The 22,918-nt window shown below is 70.1% G+C and carries 24 protein-coding genes and 1 pseudogene; 11 read left to right on the top strand and 14 right to left on the bottom strand.

Translation table 11 applies throughout. The annotated features are described in order from the left end of the window. Window positions 1-48 precede the first annotated feature (48 nt). On the bottom strand, window positions 49-555 hold the full coding sequence (locus VPH43_RS04360) for a hypothetical protein (RefSeq protein ID WP_328576433.1): 507 nt from the start codon (window positions 553-555) through the stop codon (window positions 49-51). A gap of 4 nt (window positions 556-559) precedes the next feature. Beyond that, window positions 560-1,603 carry a M35 family metallo-endopeptidase gene (locus VPH43_RS04355; protein WP_328576432.1) on the bottom strand — a complete coding sequence of 348 codons (1,044 nt, stop codon included), beginning with the start codon at window positions 1,601-1,603 and terminating at the stop codon, window positions 560-562. 121 nt (window positions 1,604-1,724) lie between these two features. On the opposite strand from VPH43_RS04355, the gene VPH43_RS04350 reads away from it, so the two are divergent. Beyond that, entirely contained in the window at window positions 1,725-3,002 is a 1,278-nt protein-coding gene (locus VPH43_RS04350; RefSeq protein ID WP_328576431.1) for a M16 family metallopeptidase, read from the top strand. Between the two features lie 2 nt (window positions 3,003-3,004). Here VPH43_RS04350 and VPH43_RS04345 read toward each other — a convergent pair whose 3' ends face one another. From VPH43_RS04345 to VPH43_RS04335, 3 genes are all read right to left on the bottom strand, one after another. Beyond that, a complete protein-coding gene (locus VPH43_RS04345; protein ID WP_328576430.1) occupies window positions 3,005-3,496 on the bottom strand; it encodes a DUF3016 domain-containing protein in 492 nt (163 codons plus the stop codon). Between the two features lie 64 nt (window positions 3,497-3,560). Further along, window positions 3,561-4,610 (bottom strand): M35 family metallo-endopeptidase, encoded by a 1,050-nt coding sequence (locus tag VPH43_RS04340; RefSeq protein WP_328576429.1) that lies wholly within the window; start codon window positions 4,608-4,610, stop codon window positions 3,561-3,563. A gap of 183 nt (window positions 4,611-4,793) precedes the next feature. Then, on the bottom strand, window positions 4,794-5,633 hold the full coding sequence (locus tag VPH43_RS04335; RefSeq protein ID WP_328576428.1) for a nucleotidyltransferase: 840 nt from the start codon (window positions 5,631-5,633) through the stop codon (window positions 4,794-4,796). Between the two features lie 120 nt (window positions 5,634-5,753). Between VPH43_RS04335 and VPH43_RS04330 the strand changes: the two genes are divergently transcribed. Beyond that, on the top strand, window positions 5,754-6,515 hold the full coding sequence (locus tag VPH43_RS04330) for a metallophosphoesterase family protein (RefSeq protein WP_328576427.1): 762 nt from the start codon (window positions 5,754-5,756) through the stop codon (window positions 6,513-6,515). A 7-nt stretch (window positions 6,516-6,522) separates the two neighbouring features. Here VPH43_RS04330 and VPH43_RS04325 read toward each other — a convergent pair whose 3' ends face one another. Together VPH43_RS04325 and VPH43_RS04320 are read right to left on the bottom strand one after the other, a co-directional pair. Then, entirely contained in the window at window positions 6,523-7,659 is a 1,137-nt protein-coding gene (locus VPH43_RS04325; protein WP_328576426.1) for a DUF1615 domain-containing protein, read from the bottom strand. A gap of 107 nt (window positions 7,660-7,766) precedes the next feature. Further along, window positions 7,767-8,660, bottom strand: a complete 894-nt coding sequence (locus tag VPH43_RS04320) for a pirin family protein (protein WP_328576425.1) — start codon at window positions 8,658-8,660, stop codon at window positions 7,767-7,769. A gap of 109 nt (window positions 8,661-8,769) precedes the next feature. Between VPH43_RS04320 and VPH43_RS04315 the strand changes: the two are divergent. Further along, window positions 8,770-9,126: pseudogene (locus VPH43_RS04315) on the top strand (YciI family protein); the annotation flags it as partial. After that, complete coding sequence (locus tag VPH43_RS04310; protein WP_328576834.1) at window positions 9,106-9,609, top strand: VOC family protein; 504 nt, start codon at window positions 9,106-9,108, stop codon at window positions 9,607-9,609. The pseudogene VPH43_RS04315 and the gene VPH43_RS04310, both read left to right, overlap by 21 nt. Before the next feature lie 8 nt (window positions 9,610-9,617). Here the strand turns inward: VPH43_RS04310 and VPH43_RS04305 are convergent, their stop codons facing one another. Both VPH43_RS04305 and VPH43_RS04300 read right to left on the bottom strand, forming a co-directional pair. After that, the gene (locus tag VPH43_RS04305) at window positions 9,618-10,202 is read right to left on the bottom strand and encodes an ATP-dependent Clp protease proteolytic subunit (protein ID WP_442909200.1); all 585 of its coding nucleotides are present in this window, start codon (window positions 10,200-10,202) and stop codon (window positions 9,618-9,620) included. A 138-nt stretch (window positions 10,203-10,340) separates the two neighbouring features. Next, the gene (locus tag VPH43_RS04300) at window positions 10,341-10,784 is read right to left on the bottom strand and encodes an Lrp/AsnC family transcriptional regulator (protein WP_328576423.1); all 444 of its coding nucleotides are present in this window, start codon (window positions 10,782-10,784) and stop codon (window positions 10,341-10,343) included. A 106-nt stretch (window positions 10,785-10,890) separates the two neighbouring features. Between VPH43_RS04300 and VPH43_RS04295 the strand changes: the two genes are divergently transcribed. From VPH43_RS04295 to VPH43_RS04285, 3 genes are all read left to right on the top strand, one after another. Beyond that, window positions 10,891-11,952, top strand: a complete 1,062-nt coding sequence (locus VPH43_RS04295; RefSeq protein WP_328576422.1) for a S41 family peptidase — start codon at window positions 10,891-10,893, stop codon at window positions 11,950-11,952. Between the two features lie 72 nt (window positions 11,953-12,024). Beyond that, a complete protein-coding gene (locus VPH43_RS04290) occupies window positions 12,025-12,486 on the top strand; it encodes a (2Fe-2S)-binding protein (protein ID WP_328576421.1) in 462 nt (153 codons plus the stop codon). A 1-nt stretch (window position 12,487) separates the two neighbouring features. Next, entirely contained in the window at window positions 12,488-14,719 is a 2,232-nt protein-coding gene (locus tag VPH43_RS04285; RefSeq protein WP_328576420.1) for a xanthine dehydrogenase family protein molybdopterin-binding subunit, read from the top strand. A gap of 13 nt (window positions 14,720-14,732) precedes the next feature. On the opposite strand, the gene VPH43_RS04280 is transcribed toward VPH43_RS04285, so the two are convergent. Together VPH43_RS04280 and VPH43_RS04275 are read right to left on the bottom strand one after the other, a co-directional pair. Then, window positions 14,733-15,086, bottom strand: a complete 354-nt coding sequence (locus VPH43_RS04280; RefSeq protein WP_328576419.1) for a hypothetical protein — start codon at window positions 15,084-15,086, stop codon at window positions 14,733-14,735. Between the two features lie 69 nt (window positions 15,087-15,155). Further along, the gene (locus tag VPH43_RS04275) at window positions 15,156-15,668 is read right to left on the bottom strand and encodes a BON domain-containing protein (protein ID WP_328576418.1); all 513 of its coding nucleotides are present in this window, start codon (window positions 15,666-15,668) and stop codon (window positions 15,156-15,158) included. A 137-nt stretch (window positions 15,669-15,805) separates the two neighbouring features. Between VPH43_RS04275 and VPH43_RS04270 the strand changes: the two genes are divergently transcribed. From VPH43_RS04270 to wrbA, 3 genes are all read left to right on the top strand, one after another. After that, a complete protein-coding gene (locus VPH43_RS04270; protein ID WP_328576417.1) occupies window positions 15,806-16,912 on the top strand; it encodes an S-(hydroxymethyl)glutathione dehydrogenase/class III alcohol dehydrogenase in 1,107 nt (368 codons plus the stop codon). 8 nt (window positions 16,913-16,920) lie between these two features. Then, window positions 16,921-17,766, top strand: a complete 846-nt coding sequence (gene fghA, locus VPH43_RS04265; RefSeq protein WP_328576416.1) for an S-formylglutathione hydrolase — start codon at window positions 16,921-16,923, stop codon at window positions 17,764-17,766. 62 nt (window positions 17,767-17,828) lie between these two features. Further along, the gene (gene wrbA / locus VPH43_RS04260) at window positions 17,829-18,431 is read left to right on the top strand and encodes an NAD(P)H:quinone oxidoreductase (protein WP_328576415.1); all 603 of its coding nucleotides are present in this window, start codon (window positions 17,829-17,831) and stop codon (window positions 18,429-18,431) included. A gap of 14 nt (window positions 18,432-18,445) precedes the next feature. Here wrbA and VPH43_RS04255 read toward each other — a convergent pair whose 3' ends face one another. Continuing rightward, window positions 18,446-19,471, bottom strand: coding sequence for a hypothetical protein (locus tag VPH43_RS04255; protein ID WP_328576414.1), 1,026 nt, complete (start codon window positions 19,469-19,471; stop codon window positions 18,446-18,448). A gap of 181 nt (window positions 19,472-19,652) precedes the next feature. On the opposite strand from VPH43_RS04255, the gene VPH43_RS04250 reads away from it, so the two are divergent. Continuing rightward, on the top strand, window positions 19,653-19,940 hold the full coding sequence (locus tag VPH43_RS04250; protein ID WP_328576833.1) for a 2Fe-2S iron-sulfur cluster-binding protein: 288 nt from the start codon (window positions 19,653-19,655) through the stop codon (window positions 19,938-19,940). A gap of 66 nt (window positions 19,941-20,006) precedes the next feature. Here the strand turns inward: VPH43_RS04250 and VPH43_RS04245 are convergent, their stop codons facing one another. Both VPH43_RS04245 and VPH43_RS04240 read right to left on the bottom strand, forming a co-directional pair. After that, entirely contained in the window at window positions 20,007-20,159 is a 153-nt protein-coding gene (locus tag VPH43_RS04245) for a hypothetical protein (RefSeq protein WP_328576413.1), read from the bottom strand. Window positions 20,160-20,309: 150 nt separating this feature from the next. Then, window positions 20,310-22,886: an ATP-binding protein gene (locus VPH43_RS04240; protein ID WP_328576412.1), complete on the bottom strand. Its 2,577-nt coding sequence runs from the start codon at window positions 22,884-22,886 to the stop codon at window positions 20,310-20,312. Window positions 22,887-22,918: the final 32 nt, after the last annotated feature.

Here is a 22,918-nt window from a genome sequence, read left to right as displayed (position 1 = left end):
ACGCACGGCCCGGCGGCACTTTCGTGCGCGCTGCGTGGCGGGCCGGCGTCAGCCGCGCCCGCGCGGCGGGCCGACCTCGATGTCCACCGGGTTGCAGTCCAGCGGCGCGCCGCTGTGGCGGCTGCGCGGGCGCGGCACCGTGCCCGCGCCCGCCACGTCGATCAGGTGCAGGCGCGGCGCCACGTGGTAGCGCCCCGGCACGCTCAGGTCGAATGGCAGCGCCAGGTCCACCTCCACGCTGCGCGAGGCGCCGGCCGCCAACCGGAAGTACTGGTCCGCGGAAGGCTCGGCGCGTTTGACCATGGGCCCGTTGTAGGGCACCGGCACGCCGTCGCGCGTGAGCTCCACATACGGCGAGAACCAGCCGTCCTCGAACGGCGTGTTCCATTGCAGCACCTGCACCGGCGTGCGGCCGGTGTTGCTGAGCGTGAAGCGCAGCATCACCGGCGCGCCAGCGGTGGCACGCGCCGGCGCCTGCAGGCTGCAGCGCAGTTCGTGCGCCGTGGCGGTCATGGCGCAGCCCGCGGCCAGCGCCAGGGCAAGCAGAGGCCGCATCGCCTCACGGCAACGCCGGGGTGTTCTCGGCGAAGTACTCGTGGTTGTCGGCGTTGTCCAGCGCCTTGGCCGGGTCCGATGCGGCCAGCGCGGCGGCATCGGCCTGTCCGTAGGCCCAGTCGTCGGTGCCGGCCACCACGTTGAAGTGCGACATCTCGTGCACCAGGGTGCCGCCCTTGGAATCGGTGCCGGTCATGGGTGCATTCCAGAACGCGCCGCAGACATAGATCTTGTACGGCTGGTTGGGGTACACGTAGGCGTACACCGTGCGCTTCTTGCACTTGCAGTCCAGCGTGAGCGGCTGGGTGCTGAAGGCGCTTTGTTCGGCAGCGAAGTGAGACTTGGCGGTGTTCCAGCCGCTGGACGAGAAGGCGCCGAACCACTTGACGTAGCGCTGCGTGGCCGACGGCGAGCCGCTGAGGTAGCTGTTGGCGCTGGTGGCGTAGGTGGTGGCTGCATTCACCGCCTGCTGCAGCGTGGTCTGCTGCGACGCGGAGCAGCCGCCGGTGTAGGTGATGCCGCCTGCGGTCGGCACCGCGGCCGCCTGCTGCTGCGAATCAGCGCTGCGGCCGCTGCGGCCTTCCAGCCAGAGGTACAGCGGCGCCGATGCCATGGTGGCCGCGCCGCCATGGCGTGCATGGCCCACGTACTCGATGGTGTAGCGGCCGCTGCGTGACAGGTCGTAGGAACCGGTCAGCTCGACCTGGTAGGTGAGCGAAGCGCCGGGTGGCAGCTTCACCAGGTCGTCGGCCTGCGGCGGCATGCGCTTGACGATGGCCCCGAGGTAGCGCACCGGCAGCCGGTCGTCGCGTGTGATGCGGAACAGCGGCGCTTCCATCTCGTCCGAGGGCAGCTGCCACTTCAGCAACGTCACCTGGTGGGGCGATGTGTTGGTGATCGTCACGTTGACCACCACGTCCACGTCACCCTTGAGCACCGGATTGGGGGCGGACAGGCGCACGTCCACGCGGTCCTGGGGCGCAGCCTGCACGCAGGTGCCGGCGGCAAAGACGGCGGCGGCGGCCGCCCATCGGGTGAAGCTGAACATGGCAGGGACTCCAGGTGAATTTGTTGGAGCCCGTAGCCTAGGCGGGCGTGACATATCGCACATCGGTGCTCGCCCTGACGGGCCTGCGGCTTGCCCGATGCGCTGCAGGTAAGCTCAGCGGATGGCCCGTTTCTCCCCCGATCCCGACACCAGCGTGACCACGCTCGCCAATGGCGTGCGCGTGGTCGCCATCGACCTGCCGCACCTGGACAGCGTGTGCGTGAGCGTCTTCGTGCGCACGGGCAGCCGCCATGAGAGCCGGCGCCTGAACGGCATCAGCCATGTGGTGGAGCACATGGCCTTCAAGGGCACGCACCAGCGCAGCTGCCAGCGGATCAACCTGGATGCCGAGCGCCTGGGCGCCGAGGTCAATGCCCACACCGACAAGGACCACACCGCATACCACATGCGCGGCCTGGCCGAACATGCCGGCGTGTTCATCGGCATGCTCGGCGACATCGTGCTCAACAGCACCTTCCCCGAGGCCGAGCTCGAACGCGAGCGCCAGGTGATCCTGCATGAATACGTGGAGGACGAGGACGATGCGATGTCCACCGCGTACAAGCTGTTCGACAAGCTCTGCTTCGGCAGCCACCCGCTGGCGCAGCCGGTGATCGGCACGCGGCGCAACATCGAGCGCTTCACGCGCGATGAACTGCTGGGCTACGTGCAGCGCCAGTACACCGGCGCGAACGTGGTGGTGGCGGTGGCCGGCCGCATCGATGCGGACGCGGTGCTGCGCCAGGCCGAAGCGGCTTTTGGCCACATGCCGCGTGGCGAGGAGAACACGGTGGCGCCGCCCGCCTACCTGGGCGGCGTGGCCTCGCGCCGCCAGCCGGGCTTCAGCCAGACGCATGTGGTGCTGGGCTTCCCGGTGCCGCCGCTGCGCGACCCGGCGCACCATGCGGGCGTGGTGGCCGCCGCGCTGTTCGGGGAGGGCATGAGCTCCCCGCTGCTGGACGAGATCCGCGAGCGCCGCGGGCTGGTGTACTACGCCGCCTGCTCGGCCGACGTGAGTGACCTGTGCGGCCAGTTCATCGTCGAGGCGTCCACCTCGCCGGACAAGCTGGACGAGTTCGCCACCGAGGTGACCCGGCTGCTGCGCCAGCATGCCGAGCAGGTGGACAAGGTGGCGCTCGAACGCGCGCGCAACCAGCTGGCGGTGCGCAGCCTGGGTGCGCAGGAGCGGCCTTTCCGGCGCCTGGAGGAAGCGGCGCAGGATTTGTTCGTGCATGGCCGCGTGCGCTCGCGCGAAGAGGTGCTGGCGCGGGTGCGCGCCGTGGGCGCGGCCCGGGTGCGCGCCGCCTTCGAGCGCATGCTCGCCTCGCCCCCCTCGGTGGCGGTGGCCGGGCGTGTGCGCCGGGGCACGGAAGACCGGCTGCGCGCGCTCTACGCCTGAGCTCAGCCGCGCGGCCGCGCAGGCGCGAAGCGCGCCTGGAACCACTGCGTCAGCATGCGTTTTTCATGACGCAGCGACTCGTTCTCGCTCGCGTCCCGGATGTGGTTCATGTAGTCCAGGTCGGTGACGGTTTCTTCGCCCTGGCGCAGCACCTGGTCGCCGCCTTGCAGGCTGTAGCGCAGGGTGATGCGCGGCAGGTCGGCGCGGCCGCGGGCCACGCGGATGTTGCCGCGCGAGGTGGGGTAGGACATACCCGCCAGGTCCACGTCCAGCACCTCGACCTTCAGCGTCTGGCCGGGCGCCAGGTAGCGCTGGCCCAGCGTCTGCAGGTGCGTGGCCAGCGTCTTGAGGTTGCCTTCTTCGTCCCACCGGGTGGTGCCGGCATCGGAGAAGCGGGTCGACTCCACAAAGGAAACGTCCACCGGGCCGGCGCTGGCCGCGGTGGCGGCCAGCACCAAGGCACAGGACGCCATGGCGTACAGAGGCTTGCGCATGAGACAGCTCCTTCTGCAAGAAGAGGTGATTCTGCGCTTGCCCCGAACTTTCAGCGCGTTGCCATCACGGCAGGAAAGGGCTGTTCTCCGCGAAGTACTCGTGGTTGTCCGCGTTGTCCAGCGCCTTGCTCGGGCTGGAGCGGGCCAGCGAGGCGGCGGCGCTCTGGCCGTAAGCCCAGTCGTCGGTGCCGGCGATCACGTTGAAGTGCGACATCTCGTGGATGAGCGTGCCGCCTTTGGAATCGGTGCCCGTCATGGGCGCGCTCCAGAACGCGCCGCACAGGTAGATCTTGTACGGCTGCGTGGGGTACACGTAGGCGTAGGTGCCGCTGTCCTTGCAGGAGCAGTCCAGCGTGAGCGCGGCGTTGTTCCAGGCGTTCTGCTCGTTCACGAAGTGGGAGCGCGCGGTGGACCAGCCGGAGGAGCTGTACGCGCCGAACCACTTCACATAGCGCTGGGTGGCGCCCGGCGTGCCGTTGAGGTAGCTCACCGCATTGTTGGCGTAGTTGCGCGCCGCGCTCACCGCGCTTTGCAGCGTGGTCTTCTGCGACGAGGTGCAGTTGCCGGTGTAGGTGATGGTGGCCGCCTGCGTGCTCATCGGCGGCGCGGCCATGGGCTCCGCACCCAGGCCGCTGCGGCCGTCCAGCCACACGTACAGCGGGCTGGCGGTGGCCAGGGCCACGCTGCCGTTGGCGTGGCCGCGGCTGACGAACTCGATGGCGTAGCGGCCGTTGCGCGACAGGTCGTAGGCGCCGGTCAGCTCCACCTGGTAGCTGAGCGACGCACCCGGCTGCAACACCACCATGTCGCCCGCGCGCGGAGCGGCGCGCTTGACGATGCGGCCAAGGTAGCGCACTGGCGTGCCGTCCTCATGCGTGATGCGGAACAGCGGCGCCTGCATGTCGTCGGAGGGCAGCTGCCACTTGAGCAGCGCCACCGGATGGTTGGCGGTGTTGGTGACCGTGAGGTTCACCGTCACGTCGACGTCGCCATGCAGCATCGGCTGCGCCACCGACAGCTGCACGGCCAGGGTCTCGTGCTGCGCGGCCTGCGCGGCGGCGGCGGCTGCAACGGCGAGGGCGGCCACGGCCGCGCTTCTTGCAAAAGAAAGCATCAGGAACTCCTTGTGGGATGAGGGTGCTTGGCTCCCCCTTCCACACGCACGATGGCTGCGGCGGCGGAACCAGCGGGCGAATCTAGGAGTGCCTGCCACACCGCACATCCGGGCTGGCCCCTAGCCGGCGGGGGGCTGTCCTGCGCAGTCGGAATTGACGCTCTTCAGTCGCGCAAACACGTTTCAGTGTTTGTCCGGCTCCGCGTCCTGCCGGCTGGGGATGGCCTCGGTCCACTGGGCCACGTCCTGCGGCGTCATGCGGCCATGCGGTTGCACACGGCCGTCCTTGTAGCCCTGCTCCTCCACGTCCAGCAGGTACTGCTCGCGCGACAGCAGCGTGCCGGCGCACAGCTGCGTGGGCGGGGGCGGCGCATGCGTTTCGTCGCCCAGGCGCTGGAGCAGGTGGTCCATCACCCAGCCCGGCACCATGGCGCGCTCGCCGGGGTAGATATAGCCGAAGAGCACCAGGTGGCTCAGCAGCACGCGCCAGTGCGGGCCGAAGCGCTGCAGCAGGCGCGGCCAGTCCATCTCGTGCGCGCGGTCGCGCAGCAGATGGGCCACGTCGGCCCCGTCGTAGCGCTCGCGCTCCATGATGAAGGCCTTGGACCACAGGCTTTCTTCGGCCGGCGACACCTTCACCTGCACGCCGAGCACCTCGGCATCCGAGGCATGCACGAACCAGCCGTCGTCCACCGGCGCGATGCCGTTGCCGGAGCTGAAGATCAGGTCCACGAACGCGTCGCCGTGGTGCACCTTGGCCAGCCAGTGCGGATAGGTGAGCTCGGCCCGGTAGCCGGCCTCGGCCATCAGCTGCTCGATGCGCTCGTAGTCCTCCCGCCGGATGAACAGGTCCAGGTCCTTGGTGTGGCGTTTCACCTCGGTGAAGCAGGCCAGCGCGAAGGCGCCGCCCACCAGGAACGGCACGCCAGCCCCGCTGAGCGCCTGCAGCACATGGCGGTAGAACGCCGAGGTGTCGGGGTCGACTTCCACCAGGGAAGACAGGGTGTCGGGGACGGCTGACATGGATGTGGCCCTTGGTTTTGGGCTCAGGGGCAACGGGCATGCCATGGCGGGGGTGGAGCCTAAATTGCAGGCAGGTGGGAGCAACCGTTTCCGTGACTCCGCACCACAAGGACAAGACGCATGGCTTCACCCCCAACCGTCCGCTTTGCCGCTGTCGGCGATCTGCATTGCACCAAGGATTCCGCCGGCACCCTGCGCGGCTTTTTCGCCCAGGCGGCGGAGGCAGCGGACGTGCTGCTGCTGTGCGGGGACCTCACCGACTACGGCACGGCCGAAGAGGCCAAGGTGCTGGCCGACGAGCTGAGCGTGGTGCACAAGCCCATCGTCGCGGTGCTCGGCAACCACGATTACGAATCCGGCACGCCGGACGTGGTGCGCCAGACGCTCGGCAGCGTCGGCGTGAAGCTGCTCGACGGCGAGGCGATCGAGCTGCACGGCGTGGGCATCGCCGGCGCCAAGGGCTTTGCCGGCGGTTTTGGCCGAGGCTCGCTGGGCGCCTGGGGCGAGCCGGCGATCAAGCTCTTCGTCAACGAGGCGATGCAGGAGGCGATGAAGCTGGAGTCGGCGCTGGCCAAGCTGCGCACGCGCCAGCGCATCGCCCTGCTGCACTACTCGCCGATCGCCGGCACCGTGGAGGGCGAGCCGGTGGAGATCTTCCCCTTCCTGGGCAGCAGCCGGCTGGAAGACCCGCTGGTGCGCTACCCGGTGGGCGCGGTGTTCCACGGCCATGCCCACCGTGGCGCGCCGGAAGGCCGCACGGTGAACGGCGTGCCGGTGTTCAACGTGGCCAAGCCGCTGCTGCAGCGGCTGCACCCCGATCGCCCACCCTACCGCCTGTGGGAGGTGGCCGTGGAGCCGGTGGAGGAGGCGGCCACGCGCTGATGCGGCATCAGCCCGCCGCGCGCGCCATGCAGCGCCGGTGGCGATCGTCGACGCGGGTGGCGAACCATTCGGTGCTGAGCTTGCGCGTGATCTTGGGGCTGTGCAGCGTGATGCGCGGCATCACCGCGCGCGGCAGCGCCCGCTGCTCGATGCGCTCGGCCAGCTCGAACACCCGCTTGTAGAGCGTGCTGCGCTCGAAGTCGGCGCTGTCGCCTTGTTCCAGCGCGCGGCGGATGGCGCTCTCCCCGAGGTCCAGCTGCTTGCCCAGCGCCCGCACCGCCACCTCGGTGCTGCCGGGTTTGTCGGCGTCGTCGCCATGGCGCACCAGGTCGCCGTCCAGCACCAGCGGGATGCCGGAGGCCAGGCTCACGGCGTTCTGGAACGCCGCGTTGCGGCTGGCGTACTGGCCGGCATTGAAGTCGGCAAACCGGTAGACCAGCTTGTCGTACTGCGCCGGGTAGTCGAACAGGTGGGCGATGCCGAAGTACAGGCCGCCGCGCCGCGTGAACACCTCATGGCGGATGGAGCCGGCCACCGGGTAGGGATACGGCTTGTTCCGGGCGTGCTGCTCGGCAAAGTCCACGCTCACCTGCATCGGCCCGCCGGTGTGCACCGGGTTGTAGTTGGCGAACAGGCGCTTGCCCATGGGCACCATGTCGATGAAGTCCTCGAAGATCTCGCTCAGCTCCCTCTCGGTCTTCACCGCGTCGATGCGTTCGCTGTAGCTCTTGCCATTGCGCGAGGCGAGCTGCAGCGCGCCGTGCACCAGCAGCTTGGGAATGCCCATCTTCTCGGCGCGCCGGTCGATCTCTTCCCAGGCGATCTTGCCGAGCTGCGGCACCGTCGGGTCCGCCCGGAAGGTGGACTCCTGTTCCGTGACGGCCAGCACACCGCACAGGCGCGCTGCGTCCGGCGTGATGCCCAGCGCGGAGAAGGCGGCGTAGATGTCGGTGGCCCAGCCCGCGCGGTCGGCCACGCTGGCGGGCAGCATCTGCACGATCTGCGCGCGCACCTCCTCCGGGCGGCGCGGCCGCGGCGTGTCGGCCGGCTGCTCGCTGGCACAGCCGGCCAGCAGCAGCGTGAGGACGACGCCGGCGGCCCATGCGTGCGTCGTGGGCCGCCCGGCGCGTTGCGTTGTGCGCATCACCGGGCTCTCGGGAGGGCAGGGCGGGGGTTGGATCGCTGGCTCCTGGCGGGGTGGTCTGCCGGGATGGCGGCAAGTGCCGTTCCCCGCCCGGCCGGCGCCCGGGGTCACGACATCGGGTTGGCCGGCGGTGCGGGGTCCCCCGGCAGCGGAATGAACTCGCCGTCGTCCAGGTCGGGCAGCTTCATGCGGCCGGCGCGCCAGTCGGCCTTGGCCTGCTCGATGCGCTCGCGCGAGGAGGACACGAAGTTCCACTCGATGAAACGTTCGCCCAGCGGTTCGCCGCCCAGCAGCATGACGGTGGCGTCCTGCACGGCGGTGAACAGCACCGCCTGGCCGGCGCTGAAGACCAGCATCTGGCCTGCGCTGAAACGGCGGCCGTCCACCTCCACCTCGCCGGTGGCCACATAGGCCGCGCGCTCCGGATAGTCGGCCGGCAACTGCGCCCGCGTACCCGCGGCCAGGCGCCAGTGCACATAGAACATCGGCGAATGGGTGGGCACCGCCGCCTTGGCACCGAAGGCCTCACCGGCCACCAGCCGCGCCCACAGGCCGCCGCTTTCGTAGGTGGGCAGATCGGCGCCTTCGTGATGGTGGAAGGCCGGGTCGGTCTCCTCCAGCTCGCGCGGCAGCGCCACCCAGGCCTGGATGCCGTGCAGCTGGCCGCCTTGGGCCCGTGCGCGTTCGAACCGTTCGGAATGGGTGATGCCGCGGCCGGCAGTCATCCAGTTCACCTCGCCGGCGCGGATCGGCTGCTCGGAGCCCACGCTGTCGCGGTGCATGATCTCGCCGCTGAACAGGTAGGTCACGGTGGACAGGCCGATGTGCGGATGCGGCCGCACGTCCACGCTGCGCGGAATGCCGGGTGCAAAGTCCACCGGCCCCATGTGGTCGAAGAAGACGAAGGGCCCCACCATGCGGCGCCTCGCGAAGGGCAGCACGCGGCCGACCTCGAAGCCGCCGAGATCCTTGCGTCGTGCATCGATCACCAGTTCGATCATGGGCAGCTCCCTAAGTTACAAAAAAGCAAGGCGGTGGTGTCGATCCGGCGCGGCCCGCTTCGTCGTGCAAGTGGAGGCACCGACTTCCTCACCACTTCAGGAGACCGACATGCGATTCATGGTACTGCTCAAGGCCAACCAGGACACCGAAGCCGGCGTGATGCCCAGTGCGCAGCTGATGGCCGACATGGGCAAGTTCAACGACGAGCTGATCCAGGCCGGCGTGCTGCTGGACGGCCAGGGCCTGCAGCCCAGCGCCAAGGGCGCCCGGGTGCGCTTCAGCGGCAAGGACCGCCGCGTGATCGACGGCCCGTTCGCCGAAGTCAAGGAGCTGGTCTGCGGCTTCTGGCTGTGGGAATGCAAGAGCCGCGAAGAAGCGATCGACTGGGTCAGGCGCTGCCCCAACCCGATGAACGGGGACACCGAGATCGAGATCCGCCCGCTCATGGAGCCGGCCGACTTTGGCGCCGACTGCCCGGTGAACCCGGTGCTGCCGGCCCGCGGCGCCTTGCCGTACCTGGTGATCAAGGGGGCGTCGGACGCCATCGCCTACTACCAGCGCGTGTTCGGCGCGCAGGAGGTGTTCCGCCTCGATGCGCCGGACCGCAGCGTGATGCACTGCGAGATGAAGATCGGCCCGGCCAGCTTCATGCTCACCGAGGAGCGGCCGGAGCACGGGGCGCGCGGGCCGCTCAGCCTGGGCGGCACCGCGACCACGGTGACCTTCTACGTGCCGGACGCCGACGCGGTGATCGCACGTGCGGTGGCCGCTGGTGCCACGGTGGGCATGCCGGTGGGCGACCAGTTCTGGGGCGACCGTGCCGGCAGCATCACCGACCCCTTCGGCCACCAGTGGTTCGTGGCCACGCACAAGGAGGAGCCGACCCACGACGAGATGAAGCAGCGTCTGCAGAAGATGTTCGAACAGGGCGCGCCCGCCTGCGGCTGAGAGGGTGCTCAGTCCCCCAGTTCGGCCTGGCGCTCGATCACCCGGCTGACCAGCCCGTACTCCACCGCTTCCTGCGCGGACATCCAGCGGTCACGCTCGATGTCCGTCAGCACCCGCTCCAGCGGCTGCCCGGTTTCGCGTGCGATCACCTCGGCGATGCGCTGGCGTGCCTTGAGGATCTCGCGCGCCTGGATGGCGATGTCGGTGGCCTGGCCGCCGGCGCCGCCGCTGGGCTGGTGGATCAGGAAGCGGGTCTGCGGCAGGCAGAAGCGGCGCTCGCGCGGCACCGACAGGTACACGTGCGTGGCAGCGCTGCCCACCCAGCCGGTGCCGATGATGCGCACCGGCGCATTGATGAAGCGGATCACGTCGTGGATGGTGTCGCCTGATTCCAGGTGGCCGCCGGGCGAGGACACCAGCAGGTCGATGGGCGCGCTGGAGTCGGCGGCCAGGGCGATCAGCCGGCGCACCGTGTCCTGCGCCGTGGCGTCGCTGATGGGGCCGAACACCAGCACGGTGCGCGACTTGAAGGCTTTTTCCTCCAGGAACGAGGTGCGCACGTCGGCGGAGGGAGTGGGGGTGGGTGTTTCCATGGAATGCATGTGCAAGTGGCCAAAGGGCAGGACGATGAACAGAGCCCTGCGTGTTGTGACAGGGGCATGCGCGCACTATGCAGCAGCGGCAGCCCGCCTGCGGTTTATACCCGTGGCGGCCCTTGCGGGCTGTCGGCATCAGGCGCCGTACCAGCCGCCCAGCCGCACCTCGCGCAGGATCACCCGGCTGTAGGTTTCGAGCGCGCCCGCCTTGTTGCGGATGGTCTCGGTCACGTCGACCAGCTCGTTGCGGTCGACGCAGGCCACGCGCAGGGCGTAGTCGAAGGAGCCGGTCATCAAGGTGGCGCTGGTGACCTGCGGCAGGTCGCGGATCGCTGCCTCGAAGGCCTCCGCGCTGGTGGTGGGCCGCAGCTTCACGTCGATCTGCGCTTCCACCGTCACACCCAGCGCCGCCGGGTCCACCACCGCGCGAATGGCGCGCACGGTGCCATCCTTCACCAGGCGGCGGATGCGCTCGGCCACGGCGTTGGCGCTCAGGTGCACCGCCTCGCCGATGTCGCGGTAGGAGCGGCGGCCGTCCGCCACCAGGATTCTGAGGATTTCTCTGTCGGTCTTGTCCATGCCGCGATTGTCCCTGCGTGAGAAGCGATTCACCGGTGCAAATCCTCGCCAACTGCAGCGCCACTGCTTACATACTGTCGCGCTTCACCGTCCTTATTTCCTCTCGATGAAACACCTGCTGCGCCTGTCCTCCCTGGCCATCGTGCTCTCCATCACCCAATGTGCCGCGTTGGCGCAAGCCACCGTCGATGCGGCCACCCGGCGCCAGGTGGTGGACGCGGCCATCGCCAGGATGAAGGAGCGTTATGTGTTCCCGGATGTGGCCAAAAAAGTGGAAGCCGCGTTGCAGCGCCAATGGCAGGCCAAGGCCTTCGACGGGCTGGACGATCCCAAGGCCTTTGCCGACAAGCTGACCACCGAGCTGCAGGCCGTCACCCGCGACAAGCACATCCGCGTGCGCTACAGCGCCCAGCCGCTGCCGCCGCGCACCAGCGACACGCCCAGCGCCGAGGAGCTGGCCAACGATCGCCGCGAAGAGCAGCTGCACAACTACGGCGTGGAGCGGGTGGAGCGGCTGCAGGGCAACATCGGCTACATCGACCTGCGCAGCTTTGCGCCCACCGACTGGGCCGGCGAGACGCTGGCCGCCGCGATGACGCTGGTGGCCAACACCGACGCGCTCATCGTCGACCTGCGCAAGAACGGTGGCGGCGACCCGAGCACGGTGGCCTTCGTCACCAGCTACCTGTTCGACACCCGCACGCACCTGAACAGCCTGTATTGGCGCGAGGGCGACCGCACCGAGCAGTTCCACACCCACGACTGGGTGCCCGGCAAGCGTTTTGGCCAGAAGAAGCCGGTGTACGTGCTGACCTCCAGCCGCACCTTCAGCGGCGCCGAGGAGTTCAGCTACAACCTGAAGAACCTGAAGCGCGCCACCCTGGTCGGCGAAACCACCGGCGGCGGCGCCAACCCGGGCGACGTGGTGCCGCTGAACGGCCACTTCGGCATGTTCGTGCCCACCGGCCGGGCGGTGAGTCCGATCACCAAGACCAACTGGGAGGGCACCGGGGTGGAGCCCGACGTCAAGGTGGCGGCCGATCAGGCGCTGGACGTGGCGCGCCGCATGGCGCTGGAAAAGGTGATCGCCACCGAGACCGATGCCGAGCGCAAGGGCTCGCTGCAGGAACTGCTGGCCACCTGGCAGAAGGACACGTCCGCACGCTGACACAGGCTGTTCTTCGGCGGCAGGGCATGTGAGTTGCCCGCCTCCGCAGCTCCACTGCGCTTTGGAGCTGCGATGCCTGCCTTCACCCTCAACGGACAGCCGGCCACCCTGGAGGTGCCTGACGACATGCCCCTGCTGTGGGCGCTGCGCGACGTGGCCGGGCTCACCGGCACCAAGTTCGGCTGCGGCGTCGCGCTGTGCGGCGCCTGCACCGTGCATGTGGACGGCCAGGCCACCCGCTCCTGCATCACGCCGGTGGCGGCGGTGGCCGGCAAGTCGGTGGTCACCATCGAGGCCATCGGCCAGAACCCGGTGGGCCAGCGGGTGCAGGCGGCCTGGCGCCAGATCGACGTGGTGCAGTGCGGCTACTGCCAGTCCGGCCAGGTGATGGCGGCCAGCGCGCTGCTGCAGGCCAACCCCAACCCCAGCGACGCCGACATCGACGGCGCGATGGCCGGCAACATCTGCCGCTGCGGCACCTACCAGCGCATCCGCTCGGCGATCAAGATCGCTGCGGCGAAGAAGGAGGCTTAGCATGTCAAAGCAATCTCCTTCACTTGCGGCCCGGCGCGATTTCCTGCGCGTGAGCGCCGCTGCCGGCGGCGGCCTGCTGGTTGCATTCGCCTTGCCCGGCTGCAACCGGGATTCGCGCAAGGAGCCGCCGCCCGAAGCGGCGGTGGGGCACGCCACCTCGCGCCTGTCCACCGACAGCCCGGGCCTCAGCACCGCCGGCTTCATCCGCATCGACAGGGCCGGGCTGGTCACCTTCACCGTGCACAAGGTGGAGATGGGCCAGGGCACCTACACCTCCATCCCGATGCTGCTGGCCGAAGAGCTGGACGTGGACCTGGCCAAGGTCAGGCTCGAGCATGCACCGGCCAACAACGCGCTCTATGCCGACGCCCTGCTGGGTGGTCAGGTGACCGGCGGCTCCACGTCGATCCGCGGCGCCTGGGGCCCGCTGCGCAAGGCCGGCGCCACCGCGCGCGCCATGCTGGTGTCGGCAGCGGCGCAGTCGTGGAACGTGGACCCGGCCAGCTGCACCACCGCCAACGGCACGGTGACCCACGCCGCCAGCAAGCGCAGCCTCGGCTACGGCGACTTGGTGGATGCGGCCGCCAAGCTGCCGGTGCCGCAGGACGTGGCGCTGAAGAAGCCGGCCGACTTTCGCCTGATCGGCACGCCGGTCAAGCGCTTGGACTCTGCCGACAAGGTGAACGGCACGGCGCAGTTCGGCATCGATGCCAAGCTGGCCAACATGAGCATCGCCACCGTGGCGGCCGCGCCCATGCTGGGCGGCACGCTGGCCAGTGCGGACGACGCCAAGGCGCTGGCGGTGCCGGGGGTGCGCCAGGTGCTCAAGCTCAACAATGCGGTGGCGGTGGTGGCAGCCCACATGTGGGCCGCCAAACAAGGCCTGGCCGCGCTGGCGCCCACCTGGAAGGACGGCCCGGCCAGCGGCGCCAGCCTGGCCGGCATCGTGGCCGACATGGATGCGGCCTCGCGCAAGGCGGGTGCGGTGGCGCGCCACGAAGGCGATGCCGTGGCGGCCATCCAGCAGGCGGCCGCGAACCGCAAGCTCGAAGTCGTCTACCAGATGCCCTTCCTGGCCCACGCCACCATGGAGCCGATGAACTGCACGGTGGACCTGCGGCCCGACGGTTGCGACCTCTACGTCGGCACCCAGGTGCCCGCGCTGGCGCAGGCCGAAGCAGCCAAGGTGGCGGGCCTGAAGCCCGAGCAGGTGCGGGTGCACAACCACTACCTGGGCGGTGGCTTCGGGCGCCGCCTGGAGGTGGACTTCATCGTGCAGGCGGTCGCCTTCGCCAAGCAGGCCAAGGGACCGGTGAAGTTCGTGTGGACACGCGAGGAGGACATCCAGCACGACATGTACCGGCCCTACTACCTGGACCGCATCTCCGCTGCGCTGGACGACCAGGGGCGGCCCACGGCCTGGTTCCACCGCGTCACCGGCTCGTCCATCATGGCCCGCTTCGCGCCGGCGGCCGTGAAGGACGGCATCGACAGCGACGCGGTGGAAGGTGCCAAGGACCAGCCCTACAGCGTGCCGGCGGTGCAGGTGGAATATGTGCGCCATGAGCCGCCACTGCCCACCGCCTTCTGGCGCGGCGTGGGCGCCACCCACAACGTCTGGGTGGTGGAAAGTTTTGTCGACGAGCTGGCGGCCGCAGCCAGGCAGGATCCGGTGGCCTACCGACTGGCGCTGCTGGACAAACAGCCTCGCCTGCGCGCGGTGCTCAAGCTGGCGGCCGAGAAAGCCGGCTGGGCCCAGCCGCTGCAGGTGCCCGCAGGGCGCCGCGGCGGGCGCGGCGTGTCGGTGCAGTTCGCGTTCGGCACCTACATGGCCCAGGTGGCCGAGGTGTCGGTGTCAGCCGAGGGCGAGGTGGCGGTGCACCGCGTGGTCTGCGTGCTGGACTGCGGCCAGGTGGTCAACCCGGACACCGTGTCGGCCCAGATCGAAAGCGGCGTCGTCTTCGGCCTGGGCGCGGGCCTCTGGAACGAGATCACGCTGGACAAGGGCCGGGTGCAGCAAAGCAATTTCGGCGACTACCGCGTGATGCGTTTCAACGAAGCGCCCCGCGTGGAGGTGCATGTGGTGCAGAGCGCGGAATCGCCCGGCGGCATCGGCGAAACCGGCACCTCGGGCGTGACACCTGCGCTCACCAACGCCATCTTCGCCGCCACCGGCCGGCGCATCCGCAAGCTGCCGGTGGGCGAGCAGCTCAAGGGCAAGGCGGCGGCGTGAACGGCCCGGGGGGTCAGGCGCCGCGGCTGTAGTCCCCCAGGCCGGTGGTGGAGGGGCCCGAGCCCTTTTGCGAGGAGGACTCGAACGGGTCCTCCGCCAGGCCGGCGTCGGCGGCTGGCGTGCCGTTGCCGATCGGCGAACCGGTCAGATTGTCATCTTCCATGCGTTCTGCCATGTTCATCGAGGACGTGCCCATGCCCGGCATGCCGGTGTCCGAGCTGGCTTGAAGGCCGGTGTCGGCGCGCGGCAGGTCGTCCACCGGCAGGCCGGCATTGCCGGCAGCCACGGGCGTGCGGCGCGATTTCATGATGAGGTTGGCGGTGACGCCGGCGACAGCCAGGGTCAGCAGCAAGGTCTTGAGGCTCATGGGGTACTCCAGGGTCCAGGGTGGGTGCAGCCCTGTTCCAGGCAAGCGAGGTTCCCGCCCGCGGGAGCTTCAGCGCGCGGTGGCGTAGGGCGGCTGGCCCTGGCTGCCGACCATCAGCTCGTTCTGCACCCCATCCACGTCGTCGATGGTGCGCACCAGGCGCTCCAGCTCGGCCGCCTGCTCCGCCGTGGCCACGCAGCCCTTGAGCCATACATAACGGCGCTGGCCCAGGGCCCACACACTGGTGTTGGTGAAGCGGCCGGCCACGGTGATGGCCTGTTTCACGCGCGGGATGATCTCCTTGTCGTACAAGTAGGCGCTGTGCAGCCGGCAGCGCCCGGCCATCCAGCAGCTCACGCCGCGCTGGGCGCGGTCATGCGCCTCGGCCTTGTACTGCTCGTCGGTGAACACCGGTTCCTGCGGCACCGGGCAGTTCGGCAGGCCGCTGGTGACGGCGACGAAGGGGTCGTCGAAAGGGTTGTGCTGCAGCGCCTGCGCATTGGCGGTGACTGTGGCGAAGCAGGCCAGGAGTGGCAGCAGCCGATGGGAGAAGCGGCGCGTGTGCCGGGCGGGTTGGCGCATCTGCAAGCCTCACTGGTGTGAAATGCGATGCTGCGGATTCTGTGGCGGCACCCGCCGAGCTTTTCACGGTTTTGCGCGTCCGCAGGCGCACCGGTTCGCAGGGCACACTGGCACCAGAACCCTCAAGGAGCATGTTGATGAAGACTCGAGCCGCCGTGGCCTGGAAAGCGGGCGCCCCGCTCAGCGTGGAAACCGTGGACCTCGAAGGCCCGCGCGCCGGCGAGGTGCTGGTGGAGGTGAAGGCCACCGGCATCTGCCACACCGACTACTACACCCTCTCCGGCGCGGACCCGGAGGGCCTGTTCCCCGCGATCCTGGGCCACGAGGGCGCCGGCGTGGTGGTCGAGGTGGGGCCGGGTGTCACCAGCCTGAAGCGCGACGACCACGTGATCCCGCTCTACACGCCGGAATGCCGCGAGTGCAAGTTCTGCCTGTCGCGCAAGACCAACCTGTGCCAGCGCATCCGCGGCACGCAGGGCAAGGGCCTGATGCCCGACGGCAGCTCGCGCTTCTCGCTCGACGGCAAGCCGCTGCTCCACTACATGGGCACCTCCACCTTCAGCAACCACATCGTGGTGCCGGAGATCGCGCTGGCGAAGATCCGCTCCGACGCGCCGTTCGACACCGTGTGCTACATCGGCTGCGGTGTCACCACCGGCGTGGGCGCGGTGCTGTTCACCGCCAAGGTGGAGGCGGGCGCCAACGTGGTGGTGTTCGGCCTGGGCGGCATCGGGCTCAACGTGATCCAGGGCGCCAGGATGGTGGGCGCCGACAAGATCATCGGCATCGACCTCAACCCGGGCCGCGAGGCCATGGGCCGGCAATTCGGCATGACGCACTTCATCAACCCGAAGGACGTGCCCAACGTGGTGGACGCGATCGTGCAGCTCACCGATGGCGGCGCCGACTACAGCTTCGAATGCATCGGCAACACCACCACCATGCGCCAGGCGCTGGAATGCTGCCACAAGGGCTGGGGCCAGAGCATCATCATCGGCGTGGCCGAAGCCGGGGCCGAGATCAGCACGCGGCCTTTCCAGCTGGTGACCGGCCGGCGCTGGCTCGGCTCGGCTTTCGGCGGCGCCCGCGGCCGCACCGACGTGCCGAAGATCGTCGATTGGTACATGGACGGCAAGCTCAACATCGACGACCTGATCACGCATCGGCTGAAGCTGGAGCAGATCAACGACGGTTTCGACCTGATGAAGCGCGGTGAATCGATCCGCTCGGTGGTGATCTATTGAGCGCCGCGATGCAGGGCCTCACCGTGTTGAGCGAACACGCCTGCTTCGGCGGCGTGCAGGGCTTCTACGAGCATGCGTCCCAGGCCACCGGCGGGCCCATGCGGTTTGGCGTGTACCGCCCGCCACAGGCCGCGCAGGGCCCGGTGCCGATGCTGGTCTACCTGGCTGGGCTCACGTGCAGCGAAGAAACCTTCGCGATCAAGGCCGGCGCCCAGCGCCTGGCGGCTCAACACGGCCTCCTGCTGGTGTCGCCGGACACCAGCCCGCGCCAGACCGGCCTGCCCGGTGCCACCGACGCCTGGGACTTCGGCGAAGGGGCCGGTTTCTACCTGGACGCCACCGCCGCCCCCTGGGCCAGCCGGTTCCGCATGGAAAGCTGGATCACGGGCGAGCTGCAGGCGCTGCTGGTGCAGCACTTTCCGGTGCTGCCCGGCCGGGTGGGCGTGTTCGGCCACTCGATGGGCGGGCACGGCGCGCTCGCGCTTGCCCTGCGGCACCCAGGGCTGTACCGCAGCGTGTCGGCCCTGGCGCCCATCTGCGCGCCTGCGCAGTGCCCCTGGGGCCGCAAGGCCTTCAAGGCTTACCTGGGGCCGGATGAGGCCGCCTGGGCCGGGCACGACGCCTGCGCGCTGATCTCGGCCGGTGCCAAGGCCCCGCGGCTGCTGGTGGACCAGGGCCTGGCCGACAAGTTCCTGGCCGAGCAGCTCAAGCCCGAGCTGCTGGAGGCCGCCTGCGAACGCACTGGCCAGCCGCTGCAGCTGCGCCGCCATGCGGGCTACGACCATGGGTACTACTTCATTGCCAGCCTGATGGCCGACCACATCGCCCACCACGCGCGCCAGCTTCAGGGCTGAGGCCGGCCACCTGCGTACGCGGTTTGCTGCGGCGTCCATGGGCTTTCAATGGAGCATGCAGGATGGCTAAGGTTCTGGTTCTGTATCACAGCGTCCACGGCCACGTGGAAGCGATGGCCAAGGCGGTGGCCGAAGGCGCACGCGAGGTGCAAGGCGCCCAGGTGGACTTGAAACGTGTGCCCGAGACCATGCCGCCGGAGGTGTTTGCCAAGGCGGGCGGCAAGGCAGACCAGCCCGCGCCGGTGGCGCAGCCGGCGGAGCTGGGCAACTACGACGCCATCCTCTTTGGCACCGGCACCCGCTTTGGCAACATGACCGGCCAGATGCGCAACTTCCTCGACCAGACCGGCGGCCTGTGGGCCAGCGGCGCGCTGGTGGGCAAGGTGGGCTCGGTGTTCTGCTCCAGTGGTACCCAGCACGGCGGGCAGGAGAGCACGCTGCTCACCTTCCACGTGACGCTGCTGCACCATGGCATGGTGATCGTGGGCCTGCCCTATGCGGAGGCCCGCCAGACCGGGCTGGACGAGATCAAGGGCGGCAGCCCGTACGGTGCGTCCACCATCGCCGGCGGCAAGGGCGAACGCATGCCCAGCGAGCAGGAGCTCGGCATGGCGCGCTACCAGGGCCGCCATGTGGCGCAGATCGCCACCAAGCTCTTCGGCTGAGCAGCGCGCGCCGGCTACTTCACGAAGGCCGCGATCAGGTCGGCCATGCGCTGGCCCGCATACTGCTCCAGCGATGCGATCGGATGGTCGGCCTTGGACACCACGGTGTAGCGCACGCGCCCGCCGCACTGGCTCCAGCCCGGCCCGGCATTGGCGGTGGACCGGGCGGCGAGCGCGGGCCATTCCGAGCACACGCGGAAGCTGCGGTCGTAGTGGCGGCTCCATTCATAGGCGAGCGTCGGGCTGCTCAGGCCCGCGGCCATTTGCTCGGCCGACGGCGGCTGCGCTGCCTGGAAGAACTGCGCGAGCTTGGTGTCCTGCCCACCTACCACCGCGTGATAGGGCGCCGGCACCAGCGGCGTGCAGGTGGCCGCGGGAGAGGGGAAGGACGAGGAGGGCATGGGCGCGGCCAGGGTCACGAAGGCCTTGTAGGCGGTGGTGGCCTCGCACCACATGCGCGCCGTCATGGCGCCGCCATTGGAGTGCCCCGACAACGACACCTCGGTGGCGCCGTACTGCGCCTTCAGGCTCGCCGACAGCGCCTTCAGAAAACCCACGTCGTCCTGGCCGGAGCTCTGCACATAGTCGCTCCAGGTGGGCAGCGTGCTGCCCGCCGGCGTGGTGGCCTGGGGGAACACCGCGATGATGCCGTTGCGCGTGAGCCAGTCCCAGTTCACCGTGTTCATGGTCGGCGGCGCCATCACACTGTTCAGGCCGAGGTCGCGCGCCATCTGGAAACTGCGGCCGCCCAGGCCGTGCAGGAAAACCACCGCCCGCGTGGCGCCGGCCGGGCGGTACACGTCGAACTTGTGCGGAAAACCGGGCAGCGCCAGGCCCACCTGCAGCGTGTTGCTGGTGGACGCGGTCCTGCGCACGAAGGCGGTGGCGGCGGCGGTGCCGTCGCTGGCCTCGCTGGCTTGCGCCGTGTCGGCCGGGTCTTGCCCGGTGCCACCGCCGCACGCGCCCAGCAGGGCAAGCAAGGAGGCAGCCGCAAGCGGCGCGAGGTGGCGCAGGGCCGGGAAGTACTGCTGATGTGGCATGAGGGGTTGCGCAAAGGAGACCCCTGTTCATCGGCAGCGCCGCAGGCCGGATAAAGGCCGCGGTGTGAGGGCGCGGTGTGTTGAGCAACCGGATGTACCGGTGGCGGCCCGCCCGGTGCCGCACGTGTGACAGGCTGCACGGGCCGGGCTCGGGCATCGCCCGATACTGCCGCCATGGACGATCACTTCGAGCTGCGCATCGAACCGGCCGGCTGGCCCTGTGAAGGCGCTCCCCGGCCAGTCGCTGCTCGCATCGGCCTTGCGGGCGGGCGTGCTGCTGCCCAACAGCTGCCGCAACGGCACCTGCCGCACCTGCCTGTGCCAGCTGCGCAGCGGCGAGGTGCGCTACAGCGTGGAATGGCCGGGTGTCAGCCGCGAGGAAAAGGCCGAGGGCTGGATCCTGCCGTGTGTGGCCCAGCCGTTGAGCGACGTGGTGCTGCAGGTGCCCCACGCCCGCCGGGCCGGGTGATCGCGGCCGGCGCCAAAGAAAAAGGGGCGCTACTGCGCCCCTTTGTGGATCGCAGGCCTCCGCGGATCAGCCGGCCTGCACCATCGGGGCAGTCGCCATCGCCGCCGGGGTGTCGGGCGTGGCCGCCATGCTGAACACCCCGGCCAGCAGCGCCAGCGTGACGACGCAGGAGGCGGCGAAGGCAGGGACGTTGAAGGTGGAGGTGATCTGGCTGTTCATGGTGGGGCTCCGTGGGCTGTGGCGTGTTGCGATGAGTGAACTATCGGCCGGCAAGGCCTGGCGCACGAGCGGCTTGCGACGGTGTGCAGCCAGCGAGTGACGGGCTGCATCCGGGGCGGATGAGCGCGGAGGTATGCGCCCCGTGCCACCTCACTCCGCCTGCACGATTCCCAGCCGATACGCGCCGCTCACCGCTTCGGCGCGGGTGCTCACGCCCAGCTTGGTGAAGATGGAGGCGAGGTGGTGGTCGATGGTGCGCGTGGACCGGCTCAGGCGCTGGGCGATGTCCTTGTTGCGCAGGCCGGAGGCCAGCAGGGCGAGCACGGCGACTTCCTTGCTGGTGAGGCCGGCGGGATGCTGCTGTGTGGTGGCGCGCGGGCCGCGGGGCAGGCCGCGAGCGCCGGCGGCACGCAAGCGCCAGCGCACGCGCTCGGCCAGCGGGCGCGCGCCCAGCGTCTCCAGCAGCGCCAGCGCTTCACGTTGCGCCGCTTCATCGCCCCCGGCCAGGGCGCGGGCGGTCTCGAAAGGGCAGCCCAGCTCGCGCCAGCAACGGGCGGCGTCTTGCCAGCGGCCCGCAGCTTCCAGCGCCGCGGGATGCCGGTCGCAGAAGGTGGGAATGTCGCTGTTCAGGCCGGCGCGGCGGCACCACAGGAGCAGCTCGCCCGCAAGCGCGGCTTGCCGCTTGTGGATCGCCAGCGTGAGGCAGGCAGCGGCATCGTGCAGCGCGTCGTCGCTGCGGCCTTCCAGCCATGCGGCTTCGGCGCGGGCCGCATGCAGGGGCGCCGTGCGCTGCACCGTGCCGCTGGCGTCGGCCAGCGCGCGCGCTTCATCCAGCGCCTGCCAGGCGGCCGGGTCGCCGCGGCGCGCGCGCAGCCGCCCCAGCGCAGTGAGTGCGACGATGCGGGCCACCGTGGTGGCGCGCCGGTCCCCCAGCACCTCCAGCGCCGCTGCGTCGGCGTCGTCCCAGCGGCTGCGCAGCAGGTGCACCTGCGCCAGCCAGGCCAGCTGGTACAGGCGCGATGCATCCAGGTCCCGGTCCGTGCAGAAGGCGATGCCGCGCTGCAGGTAGGCCATCGCCTGGTCCAGGCGCAGCGATTCCGCACAACCGGCGCTCAGGTTGGCCAGGGCCTGGCCCATCAGGGCATCGTTATGCAGGCGCTCGGCCAGGCCGAGGGCGTGTTCCAGTCGCTGCACACCTTCGTCCACCCGGTCGAGGTTGATGTGCGCAATGCCCAGCATGATCAGGCAGTGCACCATGGAGGGTTCGTCCTGGTCCCGTTCGGCCTGGGCAAGGGCCGGGGCCGCCAAGGCGATGGCCTCGGCGCTGTCGCGGTCGAGCACCCGCACGCCTGCCGCGCAGCGTCGCACCGCGGCCGCGAAGGAGCTGCTGGGGTCACCGGCCAGCAGCCGGTGCGCGTCCGCGAGGGCGGCCTCGCCTTCGGCATTGCGGCCGGCGAGCACCAGCAGCAGCGCCAGCCGCGCCAGCGTGGCAGCGGCATTGCCGTCGCGGCCGGCTTCGCGCCACAGCCGCGCCGCTTCCTGGCGCGCAGCGATCGCTTCGGCCAGGCCACCGGCCATCTGGATCTCGGTGGCGCGCTCGTCGAGCAGGGCGGCCCGTTCGGCCGGCAGGCGGGTGTGGTGCAACGCCTGCGCCCAATGCGCGGCGGCTTGCCGGTGCGCGCCGCTGGCGGCGGCCTTGCGCGCAGCCAGTGGCGCCCATTGCCGCACCGCGGGCGCATCGCCGGCGCCGTCCGCGTGCAGCGCCAGCCGCGCGGGGTCGGCTGGGTTTGACGAGGCCAGGGCCTGCAAGGCCTGCCGGTGCAGGTGCACCAGGCGGTCGGGCGCGATGCAGCGCAGGATCGCGTCGCGCGCGAGCTCGTGGCGGAAGGTGGCCACCCCGCCATCGGCCTGCAGCACGCCGGTGGCCAGGCATTCGTCGAGGCACGCGGCGTCGGCGCCGGCCAGGGCCTGCAGCAGCGCCGGCTCCGCCCGGGCCCCGGCCACGGCCGCGGCTTCGAGCAGGGCGTGGGCCGCGGGGGACAGCCGGCTGGCGCGGGCCAGCACGGCGTCCTGCACCGTGGCGGGAACGGTGTCCGCGCCGGCGGCCAGCACCTCGGTCACGAAGAACGGGTTGCCGGCGGTCTTGCGGTGCAACTCGGCGATGTCTGCGCCCGGCACCGTGCACAGGGCCGCCACCGCCTGCAGCGACAAGGGTGCGGGCGCCAGCCGCAAGGCACCGCTGGTGGCCAGGTCGCCCAGCACCGCACGCAGCGGATGCGAGGGCACCAGTTCATCGCTGCGGTAACTGCCCAGCAGCAGCGATCCGGTGCGCGCCACGCGCCGGCCCGCGTAGCGCAGCAGGTCCAGCGTGCCCTCGTCGGCCCAGTGCAGGTCTTCCAGCACCGCCACGCAGCGCCGGGCCGACAGCAGCTCGAGGAAGGCCACGAACACCTGCTGCCGCGGCGCGGCGCGGCGGTGCAAGGCCAGCAGGTCCCCGCGCACTTGCAGCGCGATGTCCTCCAGCGGCGCCAGCGGGCGGGGTGACAACAGCGCGTCGCAAGCGCCCCAGTACACCGGCGCCTCGTGTTGCACGGCCCGCGCAAAGGCGCGCAGCAGGGTGGTCTTGCCGATGCCGGCTTCGCCTTCCAGCAGGATCAGCCGGCCTGTGCCGGCCTGCTGTTGCGACTTCAGCTGCGCCAGCAATGCGTCCCGTTCGAGCAACTCCATGTTCCTGCGATGGCTTCGTGCGGGCCATGCTA

It is taken from the genome of Ideonella sp. BN130291, assembly GCF_036231905.1.
In the GTDB taxonomy this organism is placed as follows: Bacteria; Pseudomonadota; Gammaproteobacteria; order Burkholderiales; family Burkholderiaceae_C; genus CAMLIZ01.
Note: the sequence above shows the minus strand (reverse complement) of the source record. Positions and strands in the feature narration are given on the sequence as shown.

Coding starts and splice junctions, on each gene's coding strand:
- VPH43_RS04360 (WP_328576433.1), bottom strand. CDS start 555: ATGCGGCCTCTGCTTGCCCTGGCGCTGGCCGCGGGCTGCGCCATGACC.
- VPH43_RS04355 (WP_328576432.1), bottom strand. CDS start 1,603: ATGTTCAGCTTCACCCGATGGGCGGCCGCCGCCGCCGTCTTTGCCGCC.
- VPH43_RS04350 (WP_328576431.1), top strand. CDS start 1,725: ATGGCCCGTTTCTCCCCCGATCCCGACACCAGCGTGACCACGCTCGCC.
- VPH43_RS04345 (WP_328576430.1), bottom strand. CDS start 3,496: ATGCGCAAGCCTCTGTACGCCATGGCGTCCTGTGCCTTGGTGCTGGCC.
- VPH43_RS04340 (WP_328576429.1), bottom strand. CDS start 4,610: ATGCTTTCTTTTGCAAGAAGCGCGGCCGTGGCCGCCCTCGCCGTTGCA.
- VPH43_RS04335 (WP_328576428.1), bottom strand. CDS start 5,633: ATGTCAGCCGTCCCCGACACCCTGTCTTCCCTGGTGGAAGTCGACCCC.
- VPH43_RS04330 (WP_328576427.1), top strand. CDS start 5,754: ATGGCTTCACCCCCAACCGTCCGCTTTGCCGCTGTCGGCGATCTGCAT.
- VPH43_RS04325 (WP_328576426.1), bottom strand. CDS start 7,659: ATGCGCACAACGCAACGCGCCGGGCGGCCCACGACGCACGCATGGGCC.
- VPH43_RS04320 (WP_328576425.1), bottom strand. CDS start 8,660: ATGATCGAACTGGTGATCGATGCACGACGCAAGGATCTCGGCGGCTTC.
- VPH43_RS04310 (WP_328576834.1), top strand. CDS start 9,106: ATGGAGCCGGCCGACTTTGGCGCCGACTGCCCGGTGAACCCGGTGCTG.
- VPH43_RS04305 (WP_442909200.1), bottom strand. CDS start 10,202: ATGGAAACACCCACCCCCACTCCCTCCGCCGACGTGCGCACCTCGTTC.
- VPH43_RS04300 (WP_328576423.1), bottom strand. CDS start 10,784: ATGGACAAGACCGACAGAGAAATCCTCAGAATCCTGGTGGCGGACGGC.
- VPH43_RS04295 (WP_328576422.1), top strand. CDS start 10,891: ATGAAACACCTGCTGCGCCTGTCCTCCCTGGCCATCGTGCTCTCCATC.
- VPH43_RS04290 (WP_328576421.1), top strand. CDS start 12,025: ATGCCTGCCTTCACCCTCAACGGACAGCCGGCCACCCTGGAGGTGCCT.
- VPH43_RS04285 (WP_328576420.1), top strand. CDS start 12,488: ATGTCAAAGCAATCTCCTTCACTTGCGGCCCGGCGCGATTTCCTGCGC.
- VPH43_RS04280 (WP_328576419.1), bottom strand. CDS start 15,086: ATGAGCCTCAAGACCTTGCTGCTGACCCTGGCTGTCGCCGGCGTCACC.
- VPH43_RS04275 (WP_328576418.1), bottom strand. CDS start 15,668: ATGCGCCAACCCGCCCGGCACACGCGCCGCTTCTCCCATCGGCTGCTG.
- VPH43_RS04270 (WP_328576417.1), top strand. CDS start 15,806: ATGAAGACTCGAGCCGCCGTGGCCTGGAAAGCGGGCGCCCCGCTCAGC.
- fghA (WP_328576416.1), top strand. CDS start 16,921: ATGCAGGGCCTCACCGTGTTGAGCGAACACGCCTGCTTCGGCGGCGTG.
- wrbA (WP_328576415.1), top strand. CDS start 17,829: ATGGCTAAGGTTCTGGTTCTGTATCACAGCGTCCACGGCCACGTGGAA.
- VPH43_RS04255 (WP_328576414.1), bottom strand. CDS start 19,471: ATGCCACATCAGCAGTACTTCCCGGCCCTGCGCCACCTCGCGCCGCTT.
- VPH43_RS04245 (WP_328576413.1), bottom strand. CDS start 20,159: ATGAACAGCCAGATCACCTCCACCTTCAACGTCCCTGCCTTCGCCGCC.
- VPH43_RS04240 (WP_328576412.1), bottom strand. CDS start 22,886: ATGGAGTTGCTCGAACGGGACGCATTGCTGGCGCAGCTGAAGTCGCAA.